This is a genomic window from Staphylococcus aureus, from assembly GCF_001027105.1.
Lineage (GTDB): Bacteria > Bacillota > Bacilli > Staphylococcales > Staphylococcaceae > Staphylococcus > Staphylococcus aureus.
On the sequence record NZ_CP011526.1, the window covers coordinates 1,710,337 to 1,737,171 of the forward strand.

The window sequence follows — 26,835 nt, forward strand, 5'->3', positions numbered from 1 at the left end:
AAGTAATTTGCATGACAATATTATTGTATTAAAAATAAAAAACCTAACTCCGAAGTCAGAGTTAGGCTATAAATTAATTGTATTAACTTGCACTTACAGTTTCTTTTGATGTCAAAAGTGCTCCAATTTGCTCAGCAACATCTACAACTCTATTTGAATAACCCCATTCATTATCATACCAAGCAATAACTTTTACTTTATTCCCTGACATGACCATTGTTGATTTTGCATCAATAATAGCTGAATTTGGATTAGTATTAAAATCAACAGACACTAGTGGTTGATGTTCGACTTCTATGATACCTTCTAAACCTGCATTTTCAAAAGCTTGGTTTACTTCTTCTGCAGTTACTTCTTTTTCTAAATCAACAACTAAATCAACGAGCGATACATTCTTTGTTGGTACACGTAATGCCATGCCGTGTAATTTACCTTCTAATTCTGGTAATACTTCTTTTAAAGCTTTCGCCGCACCAGTAGAAGTAGGAATAATGCTTTCATTACATGAACGTGCACGTCTTAAATCTTTATGTGGATTATCAATATTTTTTTGGTCATTTGTAATAGCGTGAACAGTAGTCATTAAACCATTAACTATTCCAAACTGATTATTTAAAACTTTTGCAACTGGACCAATGCAATTAGTAGTACATGAAGCATTACTAAAAATGTCAAATGCTTCTATATCTAATTGGTTATCATTTACGCCTTTAACTACCATTTGAACATGTCCACCTTTTGAAGGACCAGTTAACAAAACTTTTTTGGCACCTGCTTTAATATGTGCGATGGCTTTATCACCATGATTAAATTTACCAGTTGCATCTATAGCAATATCGATATCTAATTCTTTCCATGGCAAGTTTTCAGGATTGCGATCAGCAACCAATTTAATTTTATGATCTCCAACTTGCAATCCATTTTCAATCGGTTCAACTTTTAGATTATATTTTCCATGTGTCGTATCGTAATTGATTAAATGTGCAATTGTTTCGGGTGGATAACTAGCATTTATCGCTACTACATTTAAATTTTTATTTTGTAATGCAATACGTAATACCATTCTTCCAATTCTACCCATACCATTAATTGCAATATTCGTTGACATTAAAAGCACCCCTTGATCTTTATGTGTTATACTTTATGGAATTAGTATAGCATATTATATGAAATTTGAAAGCGTTTTCCGTTGATTTATTTATCTTTTTTATAAAAAATAGTCATTACTTACATACATCAACGCGTACGTAAAGTAATGACTTATTTATAGTGTAATATTAATCTTCTTCTCCGTAATTCGGCTTTTCAATATAACCTTCTTCTTCTAACAATCTCTCAAGGTTTTGTTTTAATTCAAGTTTATCCCCTAAATTATCGATAACATGATCGGCCATTCGGCTTTTTTTATCAATAGAAATTTGGCTATAGACACGTGCTTTCGCATCTTCTAATGACAAATTATTACGTTGCATTAAACGATCCATTTGTATACTTTCAGAAGTGTATACAACCCACACTTCGTCTACTGTATTTTCCAATTCATTTTCAAATAATAATGGAATATCCATGATTACATTATATCCTTGTTTTAAATATTCTTGCTTTTCTTCTTCCATAATATCTCGCACGATAGGATGTATGATAGCATTTAATTCTAAGCGTTTTTCTGGATGATTAAACACTAGATCACCCATATAACGACGATTCATCTCACCATTTTCATCAATTGCTTCATCACCAAAGACTTCTCGTACTTGAGCTAAACCTTTACTCCCCTTTTTAACAGCTTCCCTGGCTGCTTTATCAGCATCTACTACTTTAAAACCGAATACGGATAAGAGTTCTGATACTGTTGATTTTCCTGAGGCGATTCCACCTGTTAGACCAATAACTTTCGGCATAATTTCACTCTTTCTTTATTTTTGACATACTGGACAATAATGACTATTTCTTGTCGCGATGATTTTTGTTTCAATTTGACTTCCACACACTTTGCATACCGGCTGCTTATATACATTAAGATGCAATTGCATCTCACCAGTTTTTCCATCAGCATGACGATAATCTGAAATACTTGTACCGCCATATTTAATACCTTCTTCTAGTACTTCTCTAACATAATAAAAAACCATTTCTTGTTGTTGGTGTGTTAAGTCTTTTACTTTTTTATCTGGTAAAACACCTGCACGAAACAACGCTTCACATGCGTAAATATTTCCACAACCTGCGATTACTTTATGATCCAAAATCACTTGTTTGATTGGTTTATTCTTATTAGACTGTTGATGAATTCGATTTAAATAATACGTCAATGCTTCATTTGAAAAAGGTTCAGGCGCTATTTCTAAAAATGAAGGATAAGATGCTACAGACGCAACATTTCTAATTTCTCCAAAACGACGTATATCTGAATAAATTAACTTTTTGTCATTTGACAACTCAAAAATAACATGCCAATGCTTACGATAATTAGGTATCATAATATCTTCAAGTTCATCTACAATGAAAAAACCGCCCGCCATACCTAAATGACTAATTAATGTACGTTGTTCTCGTTTATTATCTAGCTGAAAAACGATATATTTACTTCTTCGTTCTACATTTGTAATGGTATAGCCTTCCGATAAAGTTTTAAAAGTATCTAATTCAATTCCTTTTATAATTGTTTCCTTGCCTTGAGCTTTACCTTCGATTACTTTATCCGAAAATATAACGTGTTCAATTTTTTGATTTATAACGTAGGGTTCAATTCCTCTTTTTACATGTTCTACTTCTGGTAATTCGGGCATACCATTAACCTCACTTTATTTTGCATCATACCAGGTTGCACCATAACTTGAGTCTACTTTTAATGGAACATCTAATTGCAATGCATTTTCCATTATCTCTTCTACAAATTCACTAAATGAATCTACTTCTGACTTAGGTACTTCAAAAATTAATTCATCGTGTACTTGTAATAATAGTTTAGCTTGATATGTTGTCTCTTTCATTTTTTGAGCAAATTTAACCATTGCCAGTTTAATGATATCTGCAGCACTGCCCTGTATTGGCGTATTCATAGCAGTACGTTCAGCAAAGCCGCGTAAATTAAAGTTACGACTCGTAATATCAGGAATATAGCGTCGACGATGTAGCAATGTTTCCACGTAACCTAAAGCTTTGGCATCTTTTACAATATCAGACATATATTGTTTTACACCTGGGAAACTAGCTAAATAATCATCAATGAATGCTTTTGCTTTTTTACGAGTAATACCTAAACTTTGACTTAAACCATAATCACTTATCCCATAAACAATTCCAAAGTTAACTGCTTTTGCTTGACGACGCATTAAACTATCGACTTGATCAGCTTCTACACCAAATACTTTCATAGCAGTTGCTGTATGAATATCATCGCCGTTGATAAATGCTTCTTTCATACTCTCATCTTGTGTAATGTGTGCTAATACACGCAATTCAATTTGAGAATAATCTGCTGATAATATAACGCTATCTTTTGAAGTTGGTTTAAAGGCTTTTCTTATTTTACGCCCTTCTTCAAGTCTAACCGGAATATTTTGTAAATTAGGATCTACACTTGATAAACGTCCAGTTTGCGCTAAAGTTTGATTAAAACGTGTATGGATACGTTGATCATCACTAATTACCTTTTGCAATCCTTCAACATAAGTAGACTGTAACTTAGATAATTGACGATATTCTAAAATATAATCAATGATAGGATGTTCACCTTGCAATTGCTCTAAGACATCTACAGCAGTAGAATATCCTGTTTTCGTCTTTTTAATAACAGGTAATTGTAATGTCTCAAACAATACAACACCTAATTGCTTAGGAGAATTTATATTAAAATCTTCACCAGCTGCATCATGGATATTTCGAATCAAGACGTCTAATTTTTCTTGAATTTCTTTTTCCATTTCTTCTAAATCATGAACATCTGTAAATATACCAATTTCTTCCATTTCACTTAAAATCTTAGCTAGCGGTAGCTCTAAATCAGCCAAGAGTTCTACCTGATTGTATTCTTCTAATTGTTTATCCATATTTGGTTTCGCAAAGTAAATTGCATCAGTAATAGAAGCAACATATGGATTTAAAACATCATCTTCAGGTACCTTAAATTTCTTACCTTTTCCATATATACTCACATCGTCTTTCACAAAACTTTGACCGTACAATGAAACAACTGATTGAACATCACTAATCGTACGAGATGGATCAATTATATAACTGGCCAACATAATATCGAAAGAAATATTTTGAATATCAATCCCCAATCTATGTGATGCTACATATGTTTTTTTAGCATCATATACGACTTTTTTCGAATTCGGATTTTCTAACCATGAAACTAGTTCGACATAATTATTTATGTCATCCGCATTAATTACAATATGTTTCTCACCTGTAAATAAAGAGAATTTTAAAATATTATTTCGCAAATAGTTACCACCGTCTAATTCGAAATGGATGGCCGCTTCTTTCAATGAAGTAAAATCAATATTATCAAAAGACGTTTCAATTTCAAATGTCTTTTCTATTGCATCTTCAACGCTTGCTGATTGATCAATGTCAGCCAACAATTGTTTGAATTCTAACTTCTTAAACAATTCGATTTTTTCTTGTTGTTCATCTTGATGAGTCATTAACGTATCTTCAAGTTTTACTTCAATCGGACTATCTACATTAATCGTTGCTAATTCTTTACTCATTAATGCATCTTCTTTGCTATTTTGAAGTTTTTCTTTTAACTTTTTACCTGAAATTTCATCTAAATGTTCATAGACACCTTCTACTGTGTCAAATTGGTTTAGCAATTTTATTGCTGTTTTCTCTCCAACACCTGCAACACCTGGTATATTATCAGAAGTATCTCCCATTAATCCTTTCATATCAATAATTTGATTAGGTGTTAACCCGTTGTATTTTTCCGCAATAAAGTCAGGTGTATAATGATCAACATCAGTAACACCTTTTTTAGTGTAATAAATGGTTACATTATCCGTTGCAAGTTGTGTTAAATCTCGGTCTCCCGTAATAATAATTGTCTGAAAGCCCGCTTTATCTGCTTCTTTACTTAAAGTTCCGATAATATCATCTGCCTCATAGTTATCTAATTCATAACGTTTAATATGATAAGCATCTAATAATTGGCGAATATAAGGAAATTGCTCACTTAGTTCAGGCGGCGTTTTCTGGCGTCCACCTTTATATTCACTATATTTTTCATGTCTGAAAGTCGTTTTACCTGCATCAAACGCTACTAAAAAATGATTTGGCTTTTCTTCTTTTAAAATCTTCTCTAGTAACATTGCAAAACCATATACTGCATTGGTATGAATGCCTGCTTTGTTTGATAACAAAGGTAATGCATAAAAAGCTCTAAAACTTAAGCTATTACCATCGATTAATACTAATTTATTCACAATTTTAACCTCCAGAACTAATTTATATATATTTTAGCATATTCGACTGTGATGTCGTAATTAAAGAAACTATCTCATAGAGTATTTATACACGACCTAATTTCAAATAAAACAAGTGCCTATATAGACTTAGCTAAAAAATAAAAAAGACATAATCATGATTGTTCTTGATGAGCACTCCATAAAGTCAGGTTAAAAGTCCAACTTTTGAGATGCACATTATCATTTCATGATTATGTCTACTTTTTAATATTTTTATGCTGCTATTTTAAATTTTTATAGGTAAGAATAAGTTATGAATCGTCTGAACCAAATGGAATATATTTAACTTTGGTCATTTTCGGTAATTCTTCATAATTATTAAACCACTCTTGGTAATTTTTATTGATTGGTGACGGATGATGCATATAATGTTCAAACGGCAATGATTCCACTGTATAAACCTCTTGTCGTGGATGATCTTTAATTTGTTGTTTTAATAACTGAACTCTTTTTTCATGTTCATAATGAACATAAATAAATGCACTAAGATATATCACAGCTAAAACTAGTGATGCACCTTTAATAAAATTAACATTGATTGACTTATATTTCCGAAATTCTTTTAATAAAATAATTAAAATGATTACATGTATCGTATAAACAATCAAAAAATTACCTGGTTCTATTGGAGTAACAATGACTAGTGTCGACGCCGAAACACATATTGCAATAAGTAAGGAATATAAAGTGATTTGTGTTTTACGATCATTAATAGACAAATAAATACCTACAAATATCGAAAACGCAAAGTAACCACATACAATTACGTTCACAAAACCAACCAATCCAATATCTGTATTTTTATTTAATAAAAACTGATTGTAAAATAGTAAATAATAAAGCGGTAAAGTGATAAATCCTATCATAATGATACGACGCTTTAATATTGTTAAATGTACATACCGATCACTTCTAAGCAGTAGATAAATAATAAGCGCTGCAATCATACTTAAAATTATAATCTGACTGAAAATGACACCATATGGAAGTGACGTTGATATCATTTCTGCAAATTTTGAAAAGATACCTTGATTATTTGAAACTTGTTGATATTCTGATCCTTCAAATAAAATTTTGCGATAATTTGGATTGGAAAACATAATGATTGTACCTATAGTAGCAATCATAAATGAAAACAATAATTTATAATTAAGTGTTCGATTTGCAGTAAATTCATACAGAAAAGCTAAAATTAAAATGATACAGTGGAATAATGTCACATTCTCCATAAATAATTGACCGAAGAAGCATAAAACATAGAATAGTACAGTAACACTTACCGGCTGCTTTTCTTTATATATAATTGCATTAATACAATAATAAATAATAAAGAGTGAAATTAGTGTTGATGTCGCATAATTATAAAATCCTGCAAACCAGCCATATGTATCTGCATAAATAGCACTTGGTAAAATTAACATTAAAGAAAATGCTAACAAATAATAGCTTGTCCACGCTTTACAACGTGTAATGTGCATAATCATCCAAATGATGCCCATACTAATGAGGCCATATGAAAGCCAACGTAACCAGCTTACATGTACAGCTATAATTTCAAAGATATTTCCGATATAGCGACCATTAAGTGATGCAAATCCTACTTTTAAAATATCAGTATTATAATTGCTAAACCATTGTAAATCATCGTGCATGAGTGGTAGTAAGATACCCATAAAAGTATAAAACAATAATATCGCAATTAATATCAAAGTTGTCTTGTGTAATTGAATTGTTTTCACTTTGCTAATCCTCAAATCTAGTTAAATTTTCCTCAACTTGTAGGTCGAAAAATTAATTCAATATTTTTAATGTATTTCTAATTTTCACCTATGCATGTTTCCTCAATCAAATTAGATAAACAAGGTATTTAATATTACTTTCAACAATTTATCTAAATCGCCCCTCGTCTTTTTCTATGACGAATGATTACACTTGTCTATTCAAGTGTTTAAATTAAGATTTATTTCCGTTCAAATAAAACTTATTACTTTTTAATTAAGCATCTATTTCAAGCGCGTTACTAAAATTTCTTTATTATAATAAATATATTATAAAATTGCTTGATTCACAACAATCTATTACTTATAACTTACAAATCGACATATACAAATGACAAAATTGACAACCGAATTTATTCCACTTCATTAACTCTAATTTAATACCAATAGAGATTTGAACGAAATAAAAAAGCAGCAACAACTTCGTGAAAAATACACGCGCTGTTACCACTTTAATTTTTATTCTTTATAATCTTTTAGAATAACTTTGAACGTTGAGCCTTTGCCAACTTGACTATTCACTTCAATATTGCCTTGGTGGGCCTCTACTATATGCTTTGTAATTGATAATCCAAGACCTGTCCCACCAGAATCTCTACTTCGTGCTTTATCTACTCTATAAAATCTTTCAAAAATACGTTGTTGGTCTTCTAATTTAATACCTATACCAAAATCTTGTACTTCGAAAATGACACGAAAGTCATCTCGATACACACGAACGTTAATATCTCCATCTTCATAAGAATAGTTAATTGCATTCGTTAACAAATTCGTGATAACTTGAGCAATTTTACTTTCTTGTGCTTTAACAATGACATCTTTTTCAATATCAGTATGAATGGAAATATTTTTTTGATTGGCTTGAGTCATCATATTATCAATAATACGCCGCGTTAAATCTGATAAATTCATATAGTCTGTATCTAACTCTGTATGTTGCTCAATATGCGATAAATCTAACAGATCTGTTACTAAAGATTCTATTCGATTTGATTCTTTTAAAATTATGTTTAAAAACATGTCTAATGATTCCGCATCATTTTTTGCACCATCAATAAGCGTTTCAGCAAACCCCTTAATTGAAGTAATAGGTGTTTTTAATTCATGTGAAACATTTGCTACAAATTCACGTCTTAGATTTTCAAGTTGTTTCAGATTTGTTATATCATGCATCACAACTAAAATCCCTTGCAAACTTTTTTGAGACCTAGTTAAAATCGGAACGCATGAAATATCAAAGTACTTGGCATGGACTTGGTTTATTGCAACTTCCAATTGTTCATAAATAGGTTTTTCAACTTTAAAACTTTCTAAAATTAATTGCTCAATTTCAGTATTAACATAGCCGTGATAGCCTACTTGTTCAATATTATGCGAGATGTTGAACTGTTCATAATACGCTTTATTTGCAACAACGATTTTTCCATTTCGATCTATCATTAAAATAGCACTTGGAATATTTTCAATCGTTGTTTTTAAACGGTTGGATTGAATTTTTTGCTCATTATTAAGCTTTTGAAGGCGTCGTGCTAAATCATTGGTAGACACAAAAAGCGCTTTAGTTTCTACAACATTACTTTCAGGTACACGTATGTGATAATAACCATTTGCCAACAATTGTGTTGCATAAGTAACTTCTTGAATGGGACGGATTAATGTACGCTTAAAACTACGGCTTGCAAAATACAGACAAATGAGTACAACTAAACATGTCAAAATAAGATATTTCCACAACGTCCAATGCATTTCTGTAATATCGTTATTGTAACCTTTAATCCATACATGATAACCGTTAACCTTCTTATTAAAAATAAAAACGTCCCTTTTTTGAATATAGCTATCACTATTTGGGATAGCTTTCAGTTTGCCACTACTAAACACCTTTTTATCATGCTTAGTTATCAATAAATCTATATTTTGCTGTTTTACAATTTTTTTAACTTTATCAATCTCATTATCTTGGACTAAATAAATATATGATCTTGCATCTGTTGCTAGAGCTTGTTCGTGTTTTTCTGATAAAACATATGTGATGGAAGCGTGAATAATAATGCCTAATGTAACAAAACTGATAATTAATATACTGCTTATCAATAACATTAAGCGGTGGTGAAACTTCATCATTGTTCTTTAGGTCTTTCCAATTTATAGCCTAAGCCACGCACAGTTTTAATAAGTTGTGGCTTCTTAGGATTATCTTCTAATTTATCTCTTAAATGACTGATATGTACATCAACAATTCTTGAGTCTCCTGCAAATTCATAATTCCATACCGTATTTAACATATGCTCTCTCGTAATGACTCTGCCTTGTCTTTCTATCAAATAAAGCAAGAGTTCAAATTCTTTCGGTGTTAGCTCCAATAACTCATTATGCTTATATACTTCAAAATAATCGGGTCTAATACGTATCGATCCGATGGTAATATCATCGTCAATCTCTTCTACTTCTTTTACAAATTGAGAACGTCTTAAAATGGCTTTCACACGGGCAACAACTTCTCTAGGTGAAAAAGGCTTAGTCATATAGTCATCGGCACCTAATTCTAAACCTAATACCCGATCAAATTCATCATTTTTCGCCGTTAACATTAATATAGGGACTAAATTTTTATTTGTTCTTACAGTCTTACATACGTCAATGCCATCTTTTTTAGGTAGCATAACATCTAAAATAATTAAATCTGGCTGTTCACTTTCTACCTTTTCTAAAGCCTCATCACCATCAAATGCGACAACAACTTCATAACCAGCTGTTTCTAAGTTATATTTAAGTAATGTTACGATTGAATGTTCGTCATCTACTACCAACACTTTTTGCGACATGGTATGCCTCCCTAACTTATAATTATATTTACATTATAACCGAACTATTTATAAAAATAACATCCTACACATTATCTTTACACATTTTTTACATTACTTTACATATAAATAAAATACTTCTTATATTTCCTTCTATCATTTGCATGACTTACTCTGGGACAACGAAATAAATTTTGTAAAAATAGCATTTCTATCCCACTACCTATGCATGAGTTTTACTCATTTATTCCTAAGCTTATGTACATATTCGCTTTGTCTAATGTGTAAGAAACACTACATAATCAATCATTGGTGACTCTTTATTATTTCTATCCTGTTGCCAACTTCAATTCATTTAAAAAGGCGAACCTAGCAATTAAAGTTGCTAGACTCACCTAATTTTATTTTGCTTATTTTAAATTTTTAATCAATTCATCTGCAAATGCTGATGTAGAAACTTCTTCAGCACCATCCATTAAACGGGCAAAGTCATAAGTAACAACTTTTGAAGCAATTGTATCTTCAATTGAATCTGTAATCTTATCTGCCGCTTCTTGCCATCCTAAATGTTCTAACATTAATACAGAACTTAAAATTACTGAAGATGGATTCACTTTATTTAAACCTGCATATTTTGGAGCTGTACCATGTGTTGCTTCAAAAATAGCATGACCTGTTTCATAATTAATGTTTGCACCTGGCGCAATACCAATACCACCAACTTGTGCAGCTAAAGCATCTGAAATATAGTCACCATTCAAGTTCATAGTTGCTACAACATCATGCTCAGCTGGACGAGTTAAAATTTGTTGTAAGAAAATGTCAGCAATAGAATCTTTAATGATAATCTTGCCTTCTTTTTCAGCTTTTTCTTGAGCAGCATTAGCAGCATCTCTGCCTTCATTTTCAACAATTTCGTCATATTGTTGCCAAGTGAATACTTGATCACCAAATTCAGATAATGCTAAATCGTAACCCCACTGCTTAAATGAGCCTTCTGTAAATTTCATAATATTACCTTTATGAACTAAAGTAACTGATTTACGGTTATTATCGATAGCATATTGTATAGCTGCTCTAACTAATCGCTCAGTTCCTTCTTTAGAAACTGGTTTAATACCAATACCTGAAGTTTCTGGGAATCGAATGTTTGTCGCACCCATTTCGTTTTGTAAGAAGTCAATTACCTTTTTAACTTCTGTTGTACCTTCTTTAAATTCAATACCAGCATAAATGTCTTCAGTATTTTCACGGAAAATAACCATATCAACATCTTGTGGACGTTTAACAGGTGATGGTACTCCTTTAAACCAACGTACCGGTCTTAAGCAAGTAAATAAATCTAATTCTTGGCGTAAAGCCACATTTAATGATCTAATACCACCACCAATTGGTGTTGTTAAAGGTCCTTTAACAGCAATTAAATATTCTTTAATTGTATCAAGTGTTTCTTGAGGTAACCATTCACCAGTTGTATCAAATGCTTTTTGGCCAGCTAGCACTTCTTTCCATTCAATGCGTTTTTCGCCATTATAGGCTTTCTCAACAGCAGCATCTATAACTCGGCTTGCTGCCTTCCAAATATCCGGTCCAATTCCATCACCGATAATAAATGGGATAATTGGTTCATTAGGTACGTTTAATCCTTCAGTTCCTTGAGTAATTTTTTCTGCAGTCATAGTTATTTTACCTCCAAATTTTACATCTTCATTTTTAATTTGTATTGATTATTTTCTTTCTTCAAGCGGGATATACTTACGATTCGTTTCGCCAATATATTTCGCTCTAGGACGCATAATTCTATTATCTTTATATTGTTCTAAAATATGAGCAATCCATCCTGCAGAACGACTTACAGCAAAGATTGGCGTGAATAAGTCATGAGGTATTTCCATACAGTGATAAACACTCGCACTATAAAAATCAACATTAGGAATTAATCCTTTTTCTTCTGCCATACGTTTTTCCATTTTCACTGACATTTCAAATAATTCTTCACGACCAGCGTCTTTCGTAATTTGACGGCTCATTTCTCTTAAATATTTCGCTCTAGGATCACCATCTTTATATACACGATGACCGAAGCCCATTACTTTATCTTTATTAGCAAATTTTTCATCTAAGTAAGCATCAACATTTTCAATTGACCCAATCTCAGATAACATCGTCATAACTTGTTCGTTTGCACCACCATGTAATGGCCCTTTCAGAGAACCTACGGCTGCTACAATACCTGAGTACATATCTGACAATGATGATACCGCACAACGTGCCGTAAATGCAGATGCGTTCAACTCATGATCAGCGTGTAAAATAAGTGCTTTATTGAAGGCTTCTACTTCTATATCTGTTGGTAATTCCCCACGTAACATATATAGGAAGTTTGCCGCATAACTTAAGTCAGGATTAGGCTTAAGTGGTTCTTTATCTTGTCTTACTCGAGCAAACGCTGTAACTAATGATGCTACTTTAGCCTGTATACGCATTGCTCTTTCATAACGATTTTCATCTGATTCATTTTCAGCATCAGGATCGAAATGTGCAATATATGATAATGACGTACGTAATGCTGTCATTGGATGCACGTGATCTGTAACATACTCCTCAAAATGTGTATACACACGAGGATTTAATGTCATGTATTGATTTAATTTCCCTTTTAGATGAGCAAGCTCTTCTTCGTTTAGCAATCTATAGTTCCATAATAGGAAAATAACTTCTTCAAATTGCGCATTTTCAGCTAGATCATCAATATCATAGCCGGCATAAGTCAATTGACTTTCAATAATTGAACTTATTTTAGTCTCCGCTGCGATAACCCCTTCTAAACCTCTTTGTAATTCTGCCATGATAAATTTCCCCTTTACTGTTTCTTTATGAAATGGCTTTCAACTAATATTATAGCTAAACGCATTTCGTTTGTGAAATATAAAAACTGGCATTATATGTGCAACAATTTTTTTGTAAATCTATGTAAATGTCACAGAATAGCCACAAATAGCACCATTAAAGCTTTTTCAAGATGTGAATAATCCATGAATTTTACAATAGAATTAAATTTTCAATTGGTTATTATATATGATTATAAAAACCAAAGTATATTAACATGGAATTTTACACATTTTTACCGAAAATAATTGTATATATCTCAATATAAGTGCATAATAAACATATCTATATTTAAGGGAGATGTATTATGGCTGAAAAATTACAAAGGGAACTGAGCAATCGCCACATACAATTAATTGCAATTGGCGGTGCAATTGGTACAGGCTTATTCTTAGGTGCTGGTCAAACGATTGCATTAACCGGCCCTTCAATTCTATTAACATACATCATTATAGGATTTATGTTATTTATGTTTATGCGAGGTTTAGGAGAAATCATTATACAGAATACTGAATTTAAATCTTTCGCAGATGTAACCAATACATATATTGGGCCTTTTGCAGGATTTGTTACCGGATGGACATACTGGTTCTGTTGGATTATTACAGGTATGGCTGAAGTAACGGCTGTGGCAAAATATGTTAGCTTTTGGTTCCCAGAAATTCCAAACTGGATAAGTGCACTATTTTGTGTACTGTTATTAATGTCATTCAACCTACTTAGCGCAAGACTTTTCGGAGAATTAGAATTTTGGTTCTCTATCATTAAAATAGCGACAATTATTGGTTTAATAGTAGTTGGTTTCGTCATGATTCTATTTGCATTTAAAACTCAATTCGGGCATGCCAGTTTCACAAATCTATATGAACACGGCATATTCGCTAAAGGTGCTTCTGGATTCTTTATGTCTTTCCAAATGGCACTATTCTCATTTGTAGGAATTGAAATGATTGGTGTTACAGCTGGGGAAACAAAAGATCCAGTTAAAACAATTCCAAAAGCAATTAACAGTGTACCCATTAGAATTTTAATATTTTACGTTGGGGCGTTAGCGGTTATCATGTCTATTATCCCTTGGCAGCAAGTTGATCCTGATAACAGTCCATTCGTAAAATTATTCGCATTGATCGGAATTCCGTTTGCTGCGGGCTTGATTAATTTTGTAGTATTAACCGCTGCTGCTTCATCATGTAACAGTGGTATATTCTCAAATAGCCGTATGCTTTTCGGTTTATCAAGTCAACAACAAGCACCTCCGAACTTTTCTAAGACGAATAAATATGGCGTTCCACATGTTGCAATCTTTGCTTCATCAGCATTATTACTTGTGGCAGCATTACTAAACTATATTTTCCCAGATGCGACAAAAGTATTTACGTATGTGACTACCATCTCTACAGTGTTATTTTTAGTTGTATGGGGTCTGATTATCATTGCATATATCAATTATAGTCGTAAAAACCCAGATCTACATAAAAATGCTACGTACAAACTATTAGGTGGCAAATATATGGGCTACTTAATATTTGTATTCTTCATTTTTGTGTTCGGGTTATTATTTATTAATGTTGATACAAGACGTGCAATTTATTTTATTCCGATTTGGTTTATACTTTTAGCATTTATGTACTTAAGATATAAACGTATCGCTGCTAAATCAAATAAATAACAACAAGTTTTAGGGCTTGGGACATTAAGTTCTTAGGCAATGTAAAAAAGCTGATTTCTATTAATTATTTGATAGAAATCAGCTTTTTTGATATGTATTTTATAATGTACAGCTCGTTGAGCTGCTATTTTCCTTATATTAAGTGCCATCAATACAAAACCTAGCTCTCGTTTAACTTTATTTATTCCTCGAACTGACATTCGAGTGAAACCCAAAATAGCCTTCATAAATCCAAAAGCAGGCTCTACATCAATTTTTCTTTGACTATAGATGTTTTTCGTTTCTGGTTCAGAAAGCTTTTGATTAATTTGGACTTTAAAGTATTCCCAATTATAATTCTTCATGATTTTCTTATTGGATTTCGAATTTGGTTTCATGCATTGATGTCTCAAAGAACATGATGAACAGTCATCACATTCATATAGTTTGAAGTCTCGTTTAAAACCATATCTATCATTACGGTATGCATATCTTTTAAAACCTATTCTTTTGTTATTAGGACATATAAATTCATTATTAAGTTCGTCATATTTCCAATTTTGAGTGTTGAAAATGCCACTTTTAAACTTTCTAGTTTTATCTTTAATAAACATGCCATACGTAATAAGTGGCGTTTTATTAAAATCATCTATAATAGCCATATAGTTTTGCTCACTACCATAACCTGCATCAGCTACAATATACTCTGGTAAATAACCGAAGGTATTTTGAATCATTGTTAAAAATGGGATTAATGTTCTAGTATCTGTTGGGTTTTGAAATAGGTCATAGGATAAAACAAATTGAGAATTTGTCGCTATTTGTAAATTGTATCCTGGCTTAAGTTGGCCATTTTTCATATGGTCTTCCTTCATTCTCATAAAAGTTGCATCATGATCAGATCAGTTTTAGAAAAACTATTTCTATCTTTAAGAATCGATTTTTGTTCTTCATATTTATTTTTTCTTTCGGAATAATCATCAAATTTCTTTTTGAACTTCTTAATCTCAGTTATTTTTTTACGGGTCTGTTTTCTAATTTGAGCACAATCTTCGTTCTCAATAGAATGATTTAAATCTTCGATTTCTTTATCTAAATGACTACCAATTAAATCTATTTCTTCTATTGTTAAATCGCTATCTCCATCTTCTTTTATCTCTGGTATTATTTTTTCTTCAACTAAGTCACGATATAATGTTTTTGAATTTTCGTTCAATTTCGATTCGTGATTTTGAATACTTTTCTTCCACACAAATGTATATCTATTGGCATTAGCTTCTACTTTTGTACCATCAATAAAAATTGAATTATTATCAATAAGATTTTGCTTTAAACATTGACTATGGAACTGAATAAATAAAGATTCAATTAACGCATCAGTATTAGGATTCACTCTAAAACGATTAATAGTTTTATAAGAAGGTGTTTGATCTTGAGCTAACCACATCATTCGAATACTGTCATGAAGTAATTTTTCTATTCTACGACCAGAAAATACAGATTGAGTATATGCATATAAGATGATTTTTAACATCATTTTTGGATGATAGGATGTTGCGCCACGATGATGTCTGAATTCATCGAATTCGCTATCAGGTATCGTTTCAACAATTTCATTAACATATCGCGAAATATCATTTTGAGGAATTCTAACAGAGGTTTCTATTGGTAGTGTAAGTTGGGTCATGTTATAAATTTTATACATAAGGCACCTCGTTAATTTAGTTTAGTGGTATTTATTAAATTATACGAAGGGACCCAACACAGAAAATTCATTTTATTGAATTTTACATTTATGTGCAAGTTGGGCAAAGTGTTTTATTTTTTTAAAGTATGTAAAAGTAAAATTACATGTTAATACGTAGTATTAATGGCGAGACTCCTGAGGGAGCAGTGCCAGTCGAAGACCGAGGCTGAGACGGCACCCTAGGAAAGCGAAGCCATTCAATACGAAGTATTGTATAAATAGAGAACAGCAGTAAGATATTTTCTAATTGAAAATTATCTTACTGCTGTTTTTTTAGGGATTTATGTCCCATCCTGTTTTATATGCAACTTATAATATTAAATTGCGTACTTGGCTCAAAACTTTTACTTTCTCATCTATTTAATAATGTATCATTTCAGAAATACATCCATACTTCTATTTTATAATAAATTTCCAAAGTAATATGAGTGAAAGTTTGAAGGTGATAATGTACATGTATAAAAGATATAAACATTTATATAGATTGCCATTCATACACTATCATTATCAAATAACCTATTAATTACGTCATAAAATACCAGATGAACCAAAAAACGCCTTTCCATTGTTGATAAATGGAAAGACGTTTTTTTATAAATTATAGTACGTTTGCATATCCTTCAAAGATTTTACCTTGAGCAGCATCAATCGTAACTAACATGTTATTGCTTATGTTTTTAACAGCTTTTTCTACACCTACAACTGTTGGAATACCTTTTTCTAAACCAACAATTGCACTTGGTGATGTAATACCATTTTCTTCTGTAATTAAGCCTAAAGCTTTTTCTACATAAGGTACAAACGTTTCATCGATTGAGTTAGTAACGATAACTTTGTCAGATAAATCTTTACCTTCTAAATCTTTAACAGTTTCAGCAACTAACGTAGTACCAACAACTGATCCACGTCCAATACCTTGACCATTAGCAATTTCGTCACCAACTAGGTGGATTTTCATCATATTAGTAGTTCCAGTTTCACCAGTTGGTACACCAGCAGTAATAATGATTAAATCACCATTAGATACTCTACCAGTTTCAACAGCTGTTGCAACTGCATTGTTTAACAATGCATCTGTACTCTTACGTCCTTTTTTAACTACAGGTTGAACTCCCCAAACAATTGAACATTGACGTGCAGTTTCTTCACTTGGAGTCACCGCAATAATGTCTGAATGTGGACGATATTTGGAGATAGTACGTGCCGTTGAACCACTTTCAGTAGCAGCTACAATTGCTTTAACATTTAAGTTTAAAGCTGTATGTGCAACCGAAATACCGATAGCATTCACTAATGAAGTTTCAACTAATTTAGTACGATCTGACAATAACTTTTTGTAATCTTGGGCTGCTTCAGCTGATACAGCAATATTTCTCATTGTTTTAACAGCTTCTTCAGGATATAAACCAGCAGCAGTTTCACCAGATAACATTACTGCATCTGTACCATCATAGATTGCGTTGGCAACGTCACTAGCTTCTGCACGTGTAGCACGTGGGTTACGTTGCATAGAATCTAACATTTGTGTAGCTGTAATAACTGGTTTACCTAATTTGTTACATTGTCTGATTAAATCTTTTTGAACCATTGGTACTTTTTCAGGTGGAATTTCAACACCCATGTCACCACGTGCAACCATTAAACCATCAGACACTTCAAGAATTTCCGCAATATTATCAATACCTTCTTGGTTTTCAATTTTAGGGAATACTGAAATGTTAGCTTTTTGTTCTTCTAAAATTTCACGAATTTCTAAAACATCACTAGGACGACGTACGAAACTTGCTGCAATGAAGTCAACATTTTCTTTAATACCGAAACGGATATCTTCAGCATCTTTTTCTGTAATACCAGGTAAACTTACTCTTACGCCAGGTAAGTTAACACCTTTTTTGTTTTTAAGCTCACCAGAGTTTAAAATATCACATTTAACTTCTTTTTTAGCATGGTCAATATCTTTAACTTGTAATTCAATTAAGCCATCATCAAGTAAAATGTATGAACCTACTTGAACATCGTTAATTAAGTTTTCATATGTTACTGAGAACTTTTCAGGTGTTCCTTCAACTTCATTCATGCTAACAATAACTTCGTTGCCACGTTCAAGTTCAATGATACCGTCTTTCATATTATGCGTACGAATTTCTGGACCTTTTGTATCTAATAAAATTGCTACAATTTTGTCTAATCTTTTAGCTACTTTACGAATTGTATCAATTCTACCTTTATGCTCTTCATGACTACCATGTGAAAAGTTTAATCGTGCAACGTTCATACCAGCATTGATTAATTTCTCAATCATTTCTTCTGATTCTGAAGCTGGTCCAATTGTACATACAATTTTAGTTTTTCTCATTTTATAATTCCTCCTGAAATCTTATATAGATAACTTGTTAGCAAGTTCATATAGACTATAATCAAATTTATGATCTTTACCATCAAAAATTTCATCAAAAGATGTTGCTACAATTTTATTGTTCTTAATTCCAACACCCTTAGCTGTTTCACCTTGCATTAATAAGTCTACCGCATATCCACCTAAACGTGATGCTAAAACTCTATCCGCACCTGTTGGGCTACCACCACGTTGAACGTGACCTAACACAGACACTCTATTATCAACATTGATGTATTGTGATAATTCTTTTTGACAATCTTGCGCAGTCATACAACCTTCTGCTACAAGAACGATTGAGTGTTTCTTACCACGTTTAATACCTTGTTCAATTTTATCAGCTATTTCTTTAATATCTGTTTTCACTTCTGGAACTACAATTGTCTCAGCACCAACTGATAATCCAGCCCATAATGCTAGATCTCCACAATCACGGCCCATTGCTTCAATGATAAATGTTCGTGCGTGACTTGACGCAGTATCTCTAATTTTGTCGACTAAGCCAATAATCGTATTTAATGCTGTGTCAAATCCAATTGTAAAATCAGTACCATTGATATCATTGTCAATCGTACCAGGAATACCGATAGTTTGAATTTCTTTACATTCCTCACTGATGCGTTGTGCACCGCGATAACTACCGTCACCACCAATAACTACAAGGCCCTCAATCCCTCTTTTACGTAAGTTTTCGATTGCAACTTTACGTACTTCTTGCTCCTTAAACTCTGGACATCTTGCTGAATACAAGAATGTACCTCCACGCTGAATCGTATCCCCAACTGATCCTAATTCAAGTTTATGAATATCATCATTTAACAATCCTTGGTAACCATGATACACACCATAAACTTCAATTTCATTGTAAATTGCTGTACGAACAACTGCTCTTACGGCAGCATTCATTCCAGGTGAATCTCCACCACTAGTTAAAACTGCAATTTTCTTCATGACGACATACCTTTCTATAACTGATTTATCTTTAACTCTAAATTACCACAAATTGATATGTCATTCCATCAAAACTAATGTATTGAATTGATGTAAACGTTTTAAATATTGAATTTTATTTTAACTTAATTAAAAAAAGATTAGTAGCCACAATTTTGACTACTAATCTTAGTTAAAATTCAGTATCTAAATATTAAATTATTGTTTTAATGTACTTCAATTTATGGTAAAACCCAGTATCGATTTAACATAAAAATGCTCAAGTTGATTATTCTATATAAGAACCGATATTTCTGAATTTTTCAAAGCGATCATTAGCAATTTCATCACGTGATAATGACTCAAGTGAATCTAACTGTGCAACAAACGCTGATTTAATAGCTAAAGCTTGCTGTTCAATATCTTTATGTGCACCGCCAAGTGGTTCAGAAATGACATCATCTATAATACCTAATTGCTTAATATCATGGGCAGTAATTTTCATTGTTTCAGCTGCAATTTTAGCCAAATTACTGTCTTTCCATAATAATGCCGCTGCACCTTCAGGAGATATAACAGAGTAAGTACTATTCTCTAACATCAATACTTTATTGGCAATACCAATACCTAGAGCACCTCCACTGCCACCTTCACCAATGACAATCGCAATAACTGGTACTTTTAATGAAGCCATCTCAATCAAATTTGTTGCGATAGATTCACTTTGTCCACGTTCTTCAGCAGCTTTACCAGGATATGCACCTTTTGTATCTATAAATGTAAAGATAGGACGATTGAATTTTTCAGCTTGTTTCATTAAACGTAATGCTTTTCGATAACCTTCTGGATGCGCCATACCAAAATTTCGATAAATATTATCTTTTGTATCTTTTCCACGTTGTTGTCCAATAACTGTAACAGCACGACCATTTAAAAAGCCAATACCACCAATCATTGCTGGATCATCTCTAAAATTACGATCACCATGTAGTTCCATAAACGAATCAAAGATATATGGAATATAATCTAGGGTCGTAGGTCTTTCTTGCAAACGCGCAATTTGCACACGATCCCATGGTTTTAGATTTGTATATATTTTTTTAGTTTCTCGTTCCAATGACGCTTCAAGCATGTCAATTTCTTCTTGTAAATCCACATCATTTTTATCTTGAGATTCTTTTAAAGATTCAATTTTATTTCGAATTTCAAAAAGTGGTTTTTCAAAATCTAACATTATTTAGTCACCTCTTGATGGATTTTTAGAATTTCAGACAATGTTTGACGCATATCATTACGATGTACAACTTTATCCAATTGTCCATGCTCTAATAAAAATTCTGCAGTTTGGAAATCATCTGGCAATTTTTCGTTTATTGTCTGTTCAATAACTCGACGACCTGCAAAACCTATCAACGCTTTTGGCTCACTTAAATTTATATCACCAACTGATGCAAAACTTGCAGATACACCACCAGTAGTTGGATGTGTTAAATATGATATATATAATAGTCCAGCGTCAGAATGACGTTTTAAAGATACACTGGTTTTACCCATTTGCATCAAGGAAATAATACCTTCTTGCATACGTGCACCACCACTTGCAGAGAAAAGAATAAATGGTAAACGGTTCTCAGTGCAGTAATCAATGATGCGACATATCTTTTCACCGATAACCGATCCCATACTTCCCATTCTAAAACGTGAATCCATGACAGCAACGCCAAATTTCATACCATCTAGTTGTGCTGTACCAGTCACAACTGCTTCTTTAAGACCTGTCTTTTGTTGGTCCTTTTCAATTTTTTCTAAATAACTTGGAAAATCTAATGGATTCGCAGAGGTCATTCCCTTATCGAATTCTGTAAATGATCCTTCATCAGAAATTGCTTCTATACGTTTATACGCAGTTAAAGCAATATGATGATCACAATTAAAGCACACATTTAAATTTTCAGCTAATTCTTTTGTGTACATAATTTTCTTACACTTTGGACACTTAGTCATAATACCTGCAGGCACATCATTATTTTTAGAGTCTTGTACTGTAAGATATTTCTTTTTCTTTGTTCGATTAAAAAAATCTTTAAACATAGGAAAACCTCCAAATAACCTCTGTTCTAACCATTTAGAGCCTTAAACTGAACTTGACCAGTTAAAAACGGGTTTAAATTTATTTGATTTATATTCGTTTGACTGTTGAATGTTTATCATAAACTTTCATTTTCATCATTTTAATGACTCTTTATTGCTAACTTTTAAGCAATTTAATTAAACGTTAATTATTTTTATTGTAAATCTGTAAGTTTCATTGTTTTATCATACACATCTTGCGGATCAACTTCAATCCTAGCTACTCCAGATTCCATTGCCGCTTTAGCAACATTACGAGCAACTGATGGCGCTACACGTTTATCAAACGGTCCTGGGATACAGTAGTCTTCATTTAATTCAGAACTATCGATTAAATCAGCAATCGCTTCTACAGCTGCCTTTTTCATTTCTTCATTTATATGTGTAGCTTCAACCTCTAATGCACCTCTAAAAATACCAGGGAAAGCTAATACATTATTAATTTGGTTAGGATAGTCTGAACGTCCTGTACCAACAACTCGTGCACCTGCCGCTTTGGCATCATCAGGTATTATTTCAGGATTTGGATTAGCCATTGCAAATATAATTGGATTATCTGCCATACTCTTAACCATATCTTGTGACAGCGCATTAGCTACAGAAACCCCGATAAATACATCTGCGTCTTTTACGACTTCTTCTAAAGACCCTTCAATCTTATCTTTATTTGTCCATTTTGCTACAACATCTTTCGTAGGATTCATACCATATGAACGTCCTTCAAAAATTGCGCCTCTTGAGTCACACATAACCATATTTCTTACACCATACGCGTATAGTAATTTAACAATGGCTATTCCTGCTGCACCAGCACCATTTAGTACAACTTTTATTTTAGCAATATCTTTGTTAACAACTCTCAATGCATTTACCAAACCTGCCAATGTTACAATTGCTGTACCATGTTGATCGTCATGGAATACCGGAATATTAGTTTCTTTTTTCAATCGTTCTTCAATTTCAAAACAACGTGGTGCCGAAATATCCTCTAAATTAATACCACCATAATTAGGTTCTAACAACTTAACTGTTTTAATGATTTCTTCGGTATCAGTTGTATTTAACGCAATAGGCACCCCATTGATACCAGCGAAGCTTTTGAATAATACTGCTTTACCTTCCATTACAGGAATACTTGCTTCAGGTCCAATGTTACCTAAACCTAATACCGCTGTTCCATCAGTAATAACTGCAACTGTATTTCCTTTAATTGTGTAATCATATACTTTTCTTTTATCTTCATAAATATCTTTACACGGTTCAGCAACGCCAGGTGAGTATGCTAAACTTAATTCCTCTTTATTAGTAACTTTTACATTTGGTTTAACTTCTAATTTACCTTGATTACGTTTGTGCATTTCCAATGCTTCATCTCTTAATGACATGAAATCAGCCCCTAATTCAATATTTATTTTTAAAAAATAACTTGGATAAAACGCATTACATTATAAAAGTAAAAATATTGGGTAAATCTGAATGAGTAAGAATTTATGGTTTTGATTATGTAACACAAATAGCGATAAACGATAATAAAATAATATTTATAAAGATACATTAAACCATACTATCTAAAGATATACCTTTAATTATTATAATGGATAGCAAAAACCAATATATCAAAAAGTTATTATTTTTCCGCACGATATATCGACAAAATTCTTTACTCAATTTATGTATACTGCTTTTTGTGCTAATTATTCTTATGGATTAATCAATAATGTAAAGTGAAACTCATAAAAATAATAAGCATAAAAAACTAATATAAACGCAAACTGATGGTTAAAAAATATCTAACCATCAGTTTACTATATCATAATTTATTAGTTGATAAAAGTTATATAAGCCTAATATCACTAGGGTTAAAGGATTGTATAAAATTATTAAACATACTATCTTTTTGATTAATATAGCCTAAAGTAGTCATTTGTTTAATCGTTTCATCATAAAAGGATAACACAACATCATTAGCATTCTCTTTCGTAGCTTTAATCATCTCTTCAAACATATCTATTTGTGATTTATTTCTAATTATAATTTGTTTGGCAAATGCTAATTTTTGTTCTTCAAAAGTGGCTAATGTCTGAATCTCATTTATAATTAGTTGACGTTGTTGCTTTCTATGGTCAAATTTCCCGCTAACTATAAACAAGTCATTATGTGATAACAACTCTTCGTACTTTTTAAACTGATTAGGGAAAATCACACCATCTAAAGTTTCAATGCCATCATTTAATGTGACGAATGCCATATTTTGACCATTTTTAGTTCGAATTTGTTTAACTTTATCAAACTGTACTAATATAGGTTTATAATTCTGCGCGTTACTCAATTTAAATATCGTTAAATATTGTTTGGCAACAAACTTTTTATCTACTGGGTGTTGCGAAACATAAAATCCTAAATATTCTTTTTCGTACTGACTAATAAGTGCATCAGGCAATTCTTCTTTATCTTCATACATCTGTTTTGGCGTTAAAATATCAAATAAAAAACCATCTTGTTCAATGTTTAAATCGCCATCCAACACTTGATCAATAGCTTGCAACAACGTTGAACGTGTTTTACCAAAAGCATCAAACGCTCCCACTAAAATCAGTGCTTCAAGTAACTTTCTCGTTTTGACTCTCTTCGGTATACGTCTAGCAAAATCAAAGAAATCTTTAAATTTGCCGTTCTGATAACGTTCATCAACAATCACTTTCACACTTTGATAACCAACACCTTTAATTGTACCAATTGATAAATAAATGCCTTCTTGGGAAGGTTTATAAAACCAATGACTTTCGTTAATGTTCGGTGGCAATATAGTGATACCTTGTTTTTTTGCTTCTTCTATCATTTGAGCAGTTTTCTTCTCACTTCCAATAACATTACTTAAAATATTTGCGTAAAAATAATTTGGATAATGGACTTTTAAAAAGCTCATAATGTATGCAATTTTAGAATAGCTGACAGCATGTGCTCTAGGAAAACCATAATCAGCAAATTTCAGAATCAAATCAAATATTTGCTTACTAATGTCTTCGTGATAACCATTTTGCTTTGCACCTTCTATAAAATGTTGACGCTCACTTTCAAGAACAGCTCTATTTTTTTTACTCATTGCTCTTCTTAAAATATCCGCTTCACCATAACTGAAGTTTGCAAATGTGCTCGCTATTTGCATAATTTGCTCTTGATAAATAATAACACCGTAAGTATTTTTTAATATAGGTTCTAAATGCGGATGTAAATATTGAACTTTGCTTGGATCATGTCTTCTTGTAATGTAAGTTGGAATTTCTTCCATTGGACCTGGTCTATACAAAGAAGTTACAGCAACAATATCTTCAAAGTGTTCCGGCTTTAATTTTTTTAATACACTTCTTACACCGTCAGACTCTAATTGGAATATGCCAGTCGTATCTCCTTGCGACAACAATTCAAACACTTTTTGATCATCAAACGGAATCTTTTCGATATCAATATTAATACCTAAATCTTTTTTGACTTGTGTTAAGATTTGATGAATAATCGATAAGTTTCTCAACCCTAGAAAATCTATTTTTAATAACCCAATACGTTCGGCTTCAGTCATTGTCCATTGCGTTAATAATCCTGTATCCCCTTTCGTTAAAGGGGCATATTCATATAATGGATGGTCATTAATAATAATTCCTGCCGCATGTGTAGATGTATGTCTTGGTAAACCTTCTAACTTTTTACAAATACTGAACCAGCGTTCATGTCGATGGTTTCGATGTACAAACTCTTTAAAATCGTCAATTTGATATGCTTCATCAAGTGTAATTCCTAATTTATGTGGGATTAAACTTGAAATTTCATTTAATGTAACTTCATCAAACCCCATAATTCTTCCAACATCTCTAGCAACTGCTCTTGCAAGCAGATGACCGAAAGTCACAATTCCAGATACATGTAGCTCGCCATATTTTTCTTGGACGTACTGAATGACCCTTTCTCGGCGTGTATCTTCAAAGTCAATATCAATATCAGGCATTGTTACACGTTCTGGGTTTAAAAAACGTTCAAATAATAGATTGAATTTAATAGGATCAATCGTTGTAATTCCCAATAAATAACTGACCAGTGAGCCAGCTGAAGAACCACGACCAGGACCTACCATCACATCATTCGTTTTCGCATAATGGATTAAATCACTTACTATTAAGAAATAATCTTCAAAACCCATATTAGTAATAACTTTATACTCATATTTCAATCGCTCTAAATAGACGTCATAATTAAGTTCTAATTTTTTCAATTGTGTAACTAAGACACGCCACAAATATTTTTTAGCTGATTCATCATTAGGTGTCTCATATTGAGGAAGTAGAGATTGATGATATTTTAATTCTGCATCACACTTTTGAGCTATAACATCAACCTGCGTTAAATATTCTTGGTTAATATCTAATTGATTAATTTCCTTTTCAGTTAAAAAATGTGCACCAAAATCTTCTTGATCATGAATTAAGTCTAATTTTGTATTGTCTCTAATAGCTGCTAATGCAGAAATCGTATCGGCATCTTGACGTGTTTGGTAACAAACATTTTGAATCCAAACATGTTTTCTACCTTGAATCGAAATACTAAGGTGGTCCATATATGTGTCATTATGGGTTTCAAACACTTGTACAATATCACGATGTTGATCACCGACTTTTTTAAAAATGATAATCATATTGTTAGAAAATCGTTTTAATAATTCAAACGACACATGTTCTAATGCATTCATTTTTATTTCCGATGATAGTTGATACAAATCTTTTAATCCATCATTATTTTTAGCTAGAACAACTGTTTCGACTGTATTTAATCCATTTGTCACATATATTGTCATACCAAAAATCGGTTTAATGTTATTTGCTATACATGCATCATAAAATTTAGGAAAACCATACAATACATTGGTGTCAGTTATGGCAAGTGCATCAACATTTTCAGACACAGCAAGTCTTACGGCATCTTCTATTTTTAAGCTTGAATTTAACAAATCATAAGCCGTATGAATATTTAAATATGCCACCATGATTG

General features: G+C 32.1%; 16 protein-coding genes and 1 pseudogene. 1 reads left to right on the forward strand and 16 read right to left on the reverse strand.

All coding sequences use genetic code 11. The features are described from left to right. Positions 1-82 precede the first annotated feature (82 nt). From gap to AA076_RS08590, 9 genes are all read right to left on the reverse strand, one after another. Positions 83-1,108, reverse strand: a complete 1,026-nt coding sequence (gene gap / locus AA076_RS08545; protein ID WP_000106141.1) for a type I glyceraldehyde-3-phosphate dehydrogenase — start codon at positions 1,106-1,108, stop codon at positions 83-85. A gap of 169 nt (positions 1,109-1,277) precedes the next feature. Next, on the reverse strand, positions 1,278-1,901 hold the full coding sequence (gene coaE, locus AA076_RS08550) for a dephospho-CoA kinase (RefSeq protein ID WP_001127167.1): 624 nt from the start codon (positions 1,899-1,901) through the stop codon (positions 1,278-1,280). A 15-nt stretch (positions 1,902-1,916) separates the two neighbouring features. Further along, a complete protein-coding gene (mutM, locus tag AA076_RS08555) occupies positions 1,917-2,789 on the reverse strand; it encodes a bifunctional DNA-formamidopyrimidine glycosylase/DNA-(apurinic or apyrimidinic site) lyase (protein ID WP_001114452.1) in 873 nt (290 codons plus the stop codon). 15 nt (positions 2,790-2,804) lie between these two features. Then, a complete protein-coding gene (polA, locus tag AA076_RS08560; protein ID WP_001038308.1) occupies positions 2,805-5,435 on the reverse strand; it encodes a DNA polymerase I in 2,631 nt (876 codons plus the stop codon). 293 nt (positions 5,436-5,728) lie between these two features. Further along, complete coding sequence (locus tag AA076_RS08565) at positions 5,729-7,216, reverse strand: hypothetical protein (RefSeq protein ID WP_000849439.1); 1,488 nt, start codon at positions 7,214-7,216, stop codon at positions 5,729-5,731. A 498-nt stretch (positions 7,217-7,714) separates the two neighbouring features. Beyond that, positions 7,715-9,376 carry a two-component system histidine kinase PnpS gene (pnpS, locus tag AA076_RS08570; RefSeq protein ID WP_011443641.1) on the reverse strand — a complete coding sequence of 554 codons (1,662 nt, stop codon included), beginning with the start codon at positions 9,374-9,376 and terminating at the stop codon, positions 7,715-7,717. Continuing rightward, positions 9,376-10,080, reverse strand: coding sequence for a response regulator (locus AA076_RS08575; RefSeq protein ID WP_000080028.1), 705 nt, complete (start codon positions 10,078-10,080; stop codon positions 9,376-9,378). Before AA076_RS08575 ends, pnpS begins: the two co-directional genes overlap by 1 nt. 389 nt (positions 10,081-10,469) lie before the next feature. Beyond that, on the reverse strand, positions 10,470-11,738 hold the full coding sequence (gene icd, locus AA076_RS08585; protein WP_000123165.1) for an NADP-dependent isocitrate dehydrogenase: 1,269 nt from the start codon (positions 11,736-11,738) through the stop codon (positions 10,470-10,472). Positions 11,739-11,786: 48 nt separating this feature from the next. Next, positions 11,787-12,908: a citrate synthase gene (locus tag AA076_RS08590; RefSeq protein WP_001836266.1), complete on the reverse strand. Its 1,122-nt coding sequence runs from the start codon at positions 12,906-12,908 to the stop codon at positions 11,787-11,789. 347 nt (positions 12,909-13,255) lie between these two features. Here AA076_RS08590 and AA076_RS08595 point away from each other — a divergent pair, with 347 nt between their 5' ends. Continuing rightward, positions 13,256-14,617 carry an amino acid permease gene (locus AA076_RS08595; protein ID WP_000818525.1) on the forward strand — a complete coding sequence of 454 codons (1,362 nt, stop codon included), beginning with the start codon at positions 13,256-13,258 and terminating at the stop codon, positions 14,615-14,617. 32 nt (positions 14,618-14,649) lie between these two features. Here the strand turns inward: AA076_RS08595 and AA076_RS15110 are convergent. The 7 genes and pseudogenes from AA076_RS15110 to AA076_RS08635 form a co-directional block, all read right to left on the reverse strand. Continuing rightward, positions 14,650-16,301 (reverse strand): annotated as a pseudogene (locus AA076_RS15110) (IS1182 family transposase). 640 nt (positions 16,302-16,941) lie between these two features. After that, positions 16,942-18,699 carry a pyruvate kinase gene (pyk, locus tag AA076_RS08610; protein ID WP_001232648.1) on the reverse strand — a complete coding sequence of 586 codons (1,758 nt, stop codon included), beginning with the start codon at positions 18,697-18,699 and terminating at the stop codon, positions 16,942-16,944. Between the two features lie 21 nt (positions 18,700-18,720). Next, the gene (gene pfkA, locus AA076_RS08615; protein ID WP_000717561.1) at positions 18,721-19,689 is read right to left on the reverse strand and encodes a 6-phosphofructokinase; all 969 of its coding nucleotides are present in this window, start codon (positions 19,687-19,689) and stop codon (positions 18,721-18,723) included. A 268-nt stretch (positions 19,690-19,957) separates the two neighbouring features. After that, complete coding sequence (locus AA076_RS08620; RefSeq protein ID WP_000883645.1) at positions 19,958-20,902, reverse strand: acetyl-CoA carboxylase carboxyltransferase subunit alpha; 945 nt, start codon at positions 20,900-20,902, stop codon at positions 19,958-19,960. Further along, entirely contained in the window at positions 20,902-21,759 is an 858-nt protein-coding gene (gene accD, locus AA076_RS08625; protein ID WP_000471571.1) for an acetyl-CoA carboxylase, carboxyltransferase subunit beta, read from the reverse strand. The genes AA076_RS08620 and accD overlap by 1 nt, the downstream gene beginning before the upstream one ends. A gap of 194 nt (positions 21,760-21,953) precedes the next feature. Further along, the gene (gene ystJ, locus AA076_RS08630; RefSeq protein WP_000058383.1) at positions 21,954-23,183 is read right to left on the reverse strand and encodes an NADP-dependent malic enzyme; all 1,230 of its coding nucleotides are present in this window, start codon (positions 23,181-23,183) and stop codon (positions 21,954-21,956) included. Between the two features lie 449 nt (positions 23,184-23,632). After that, positions 23,633-26,830 carry a DNA polymerase III subunit alpha gene (locus tag AA076_RS08635; protein ID WP_000226907.1) on the reverse strand — a complete coding sequence of 1,066 codons (3,198 nt, stop codon included), beginning with the start codon at positions 26,828-26,830 and terminating at the stop codon, positions 23,633-23,635. Positions 26,831-26,835 lie beyond the last annotated feature (5 nt).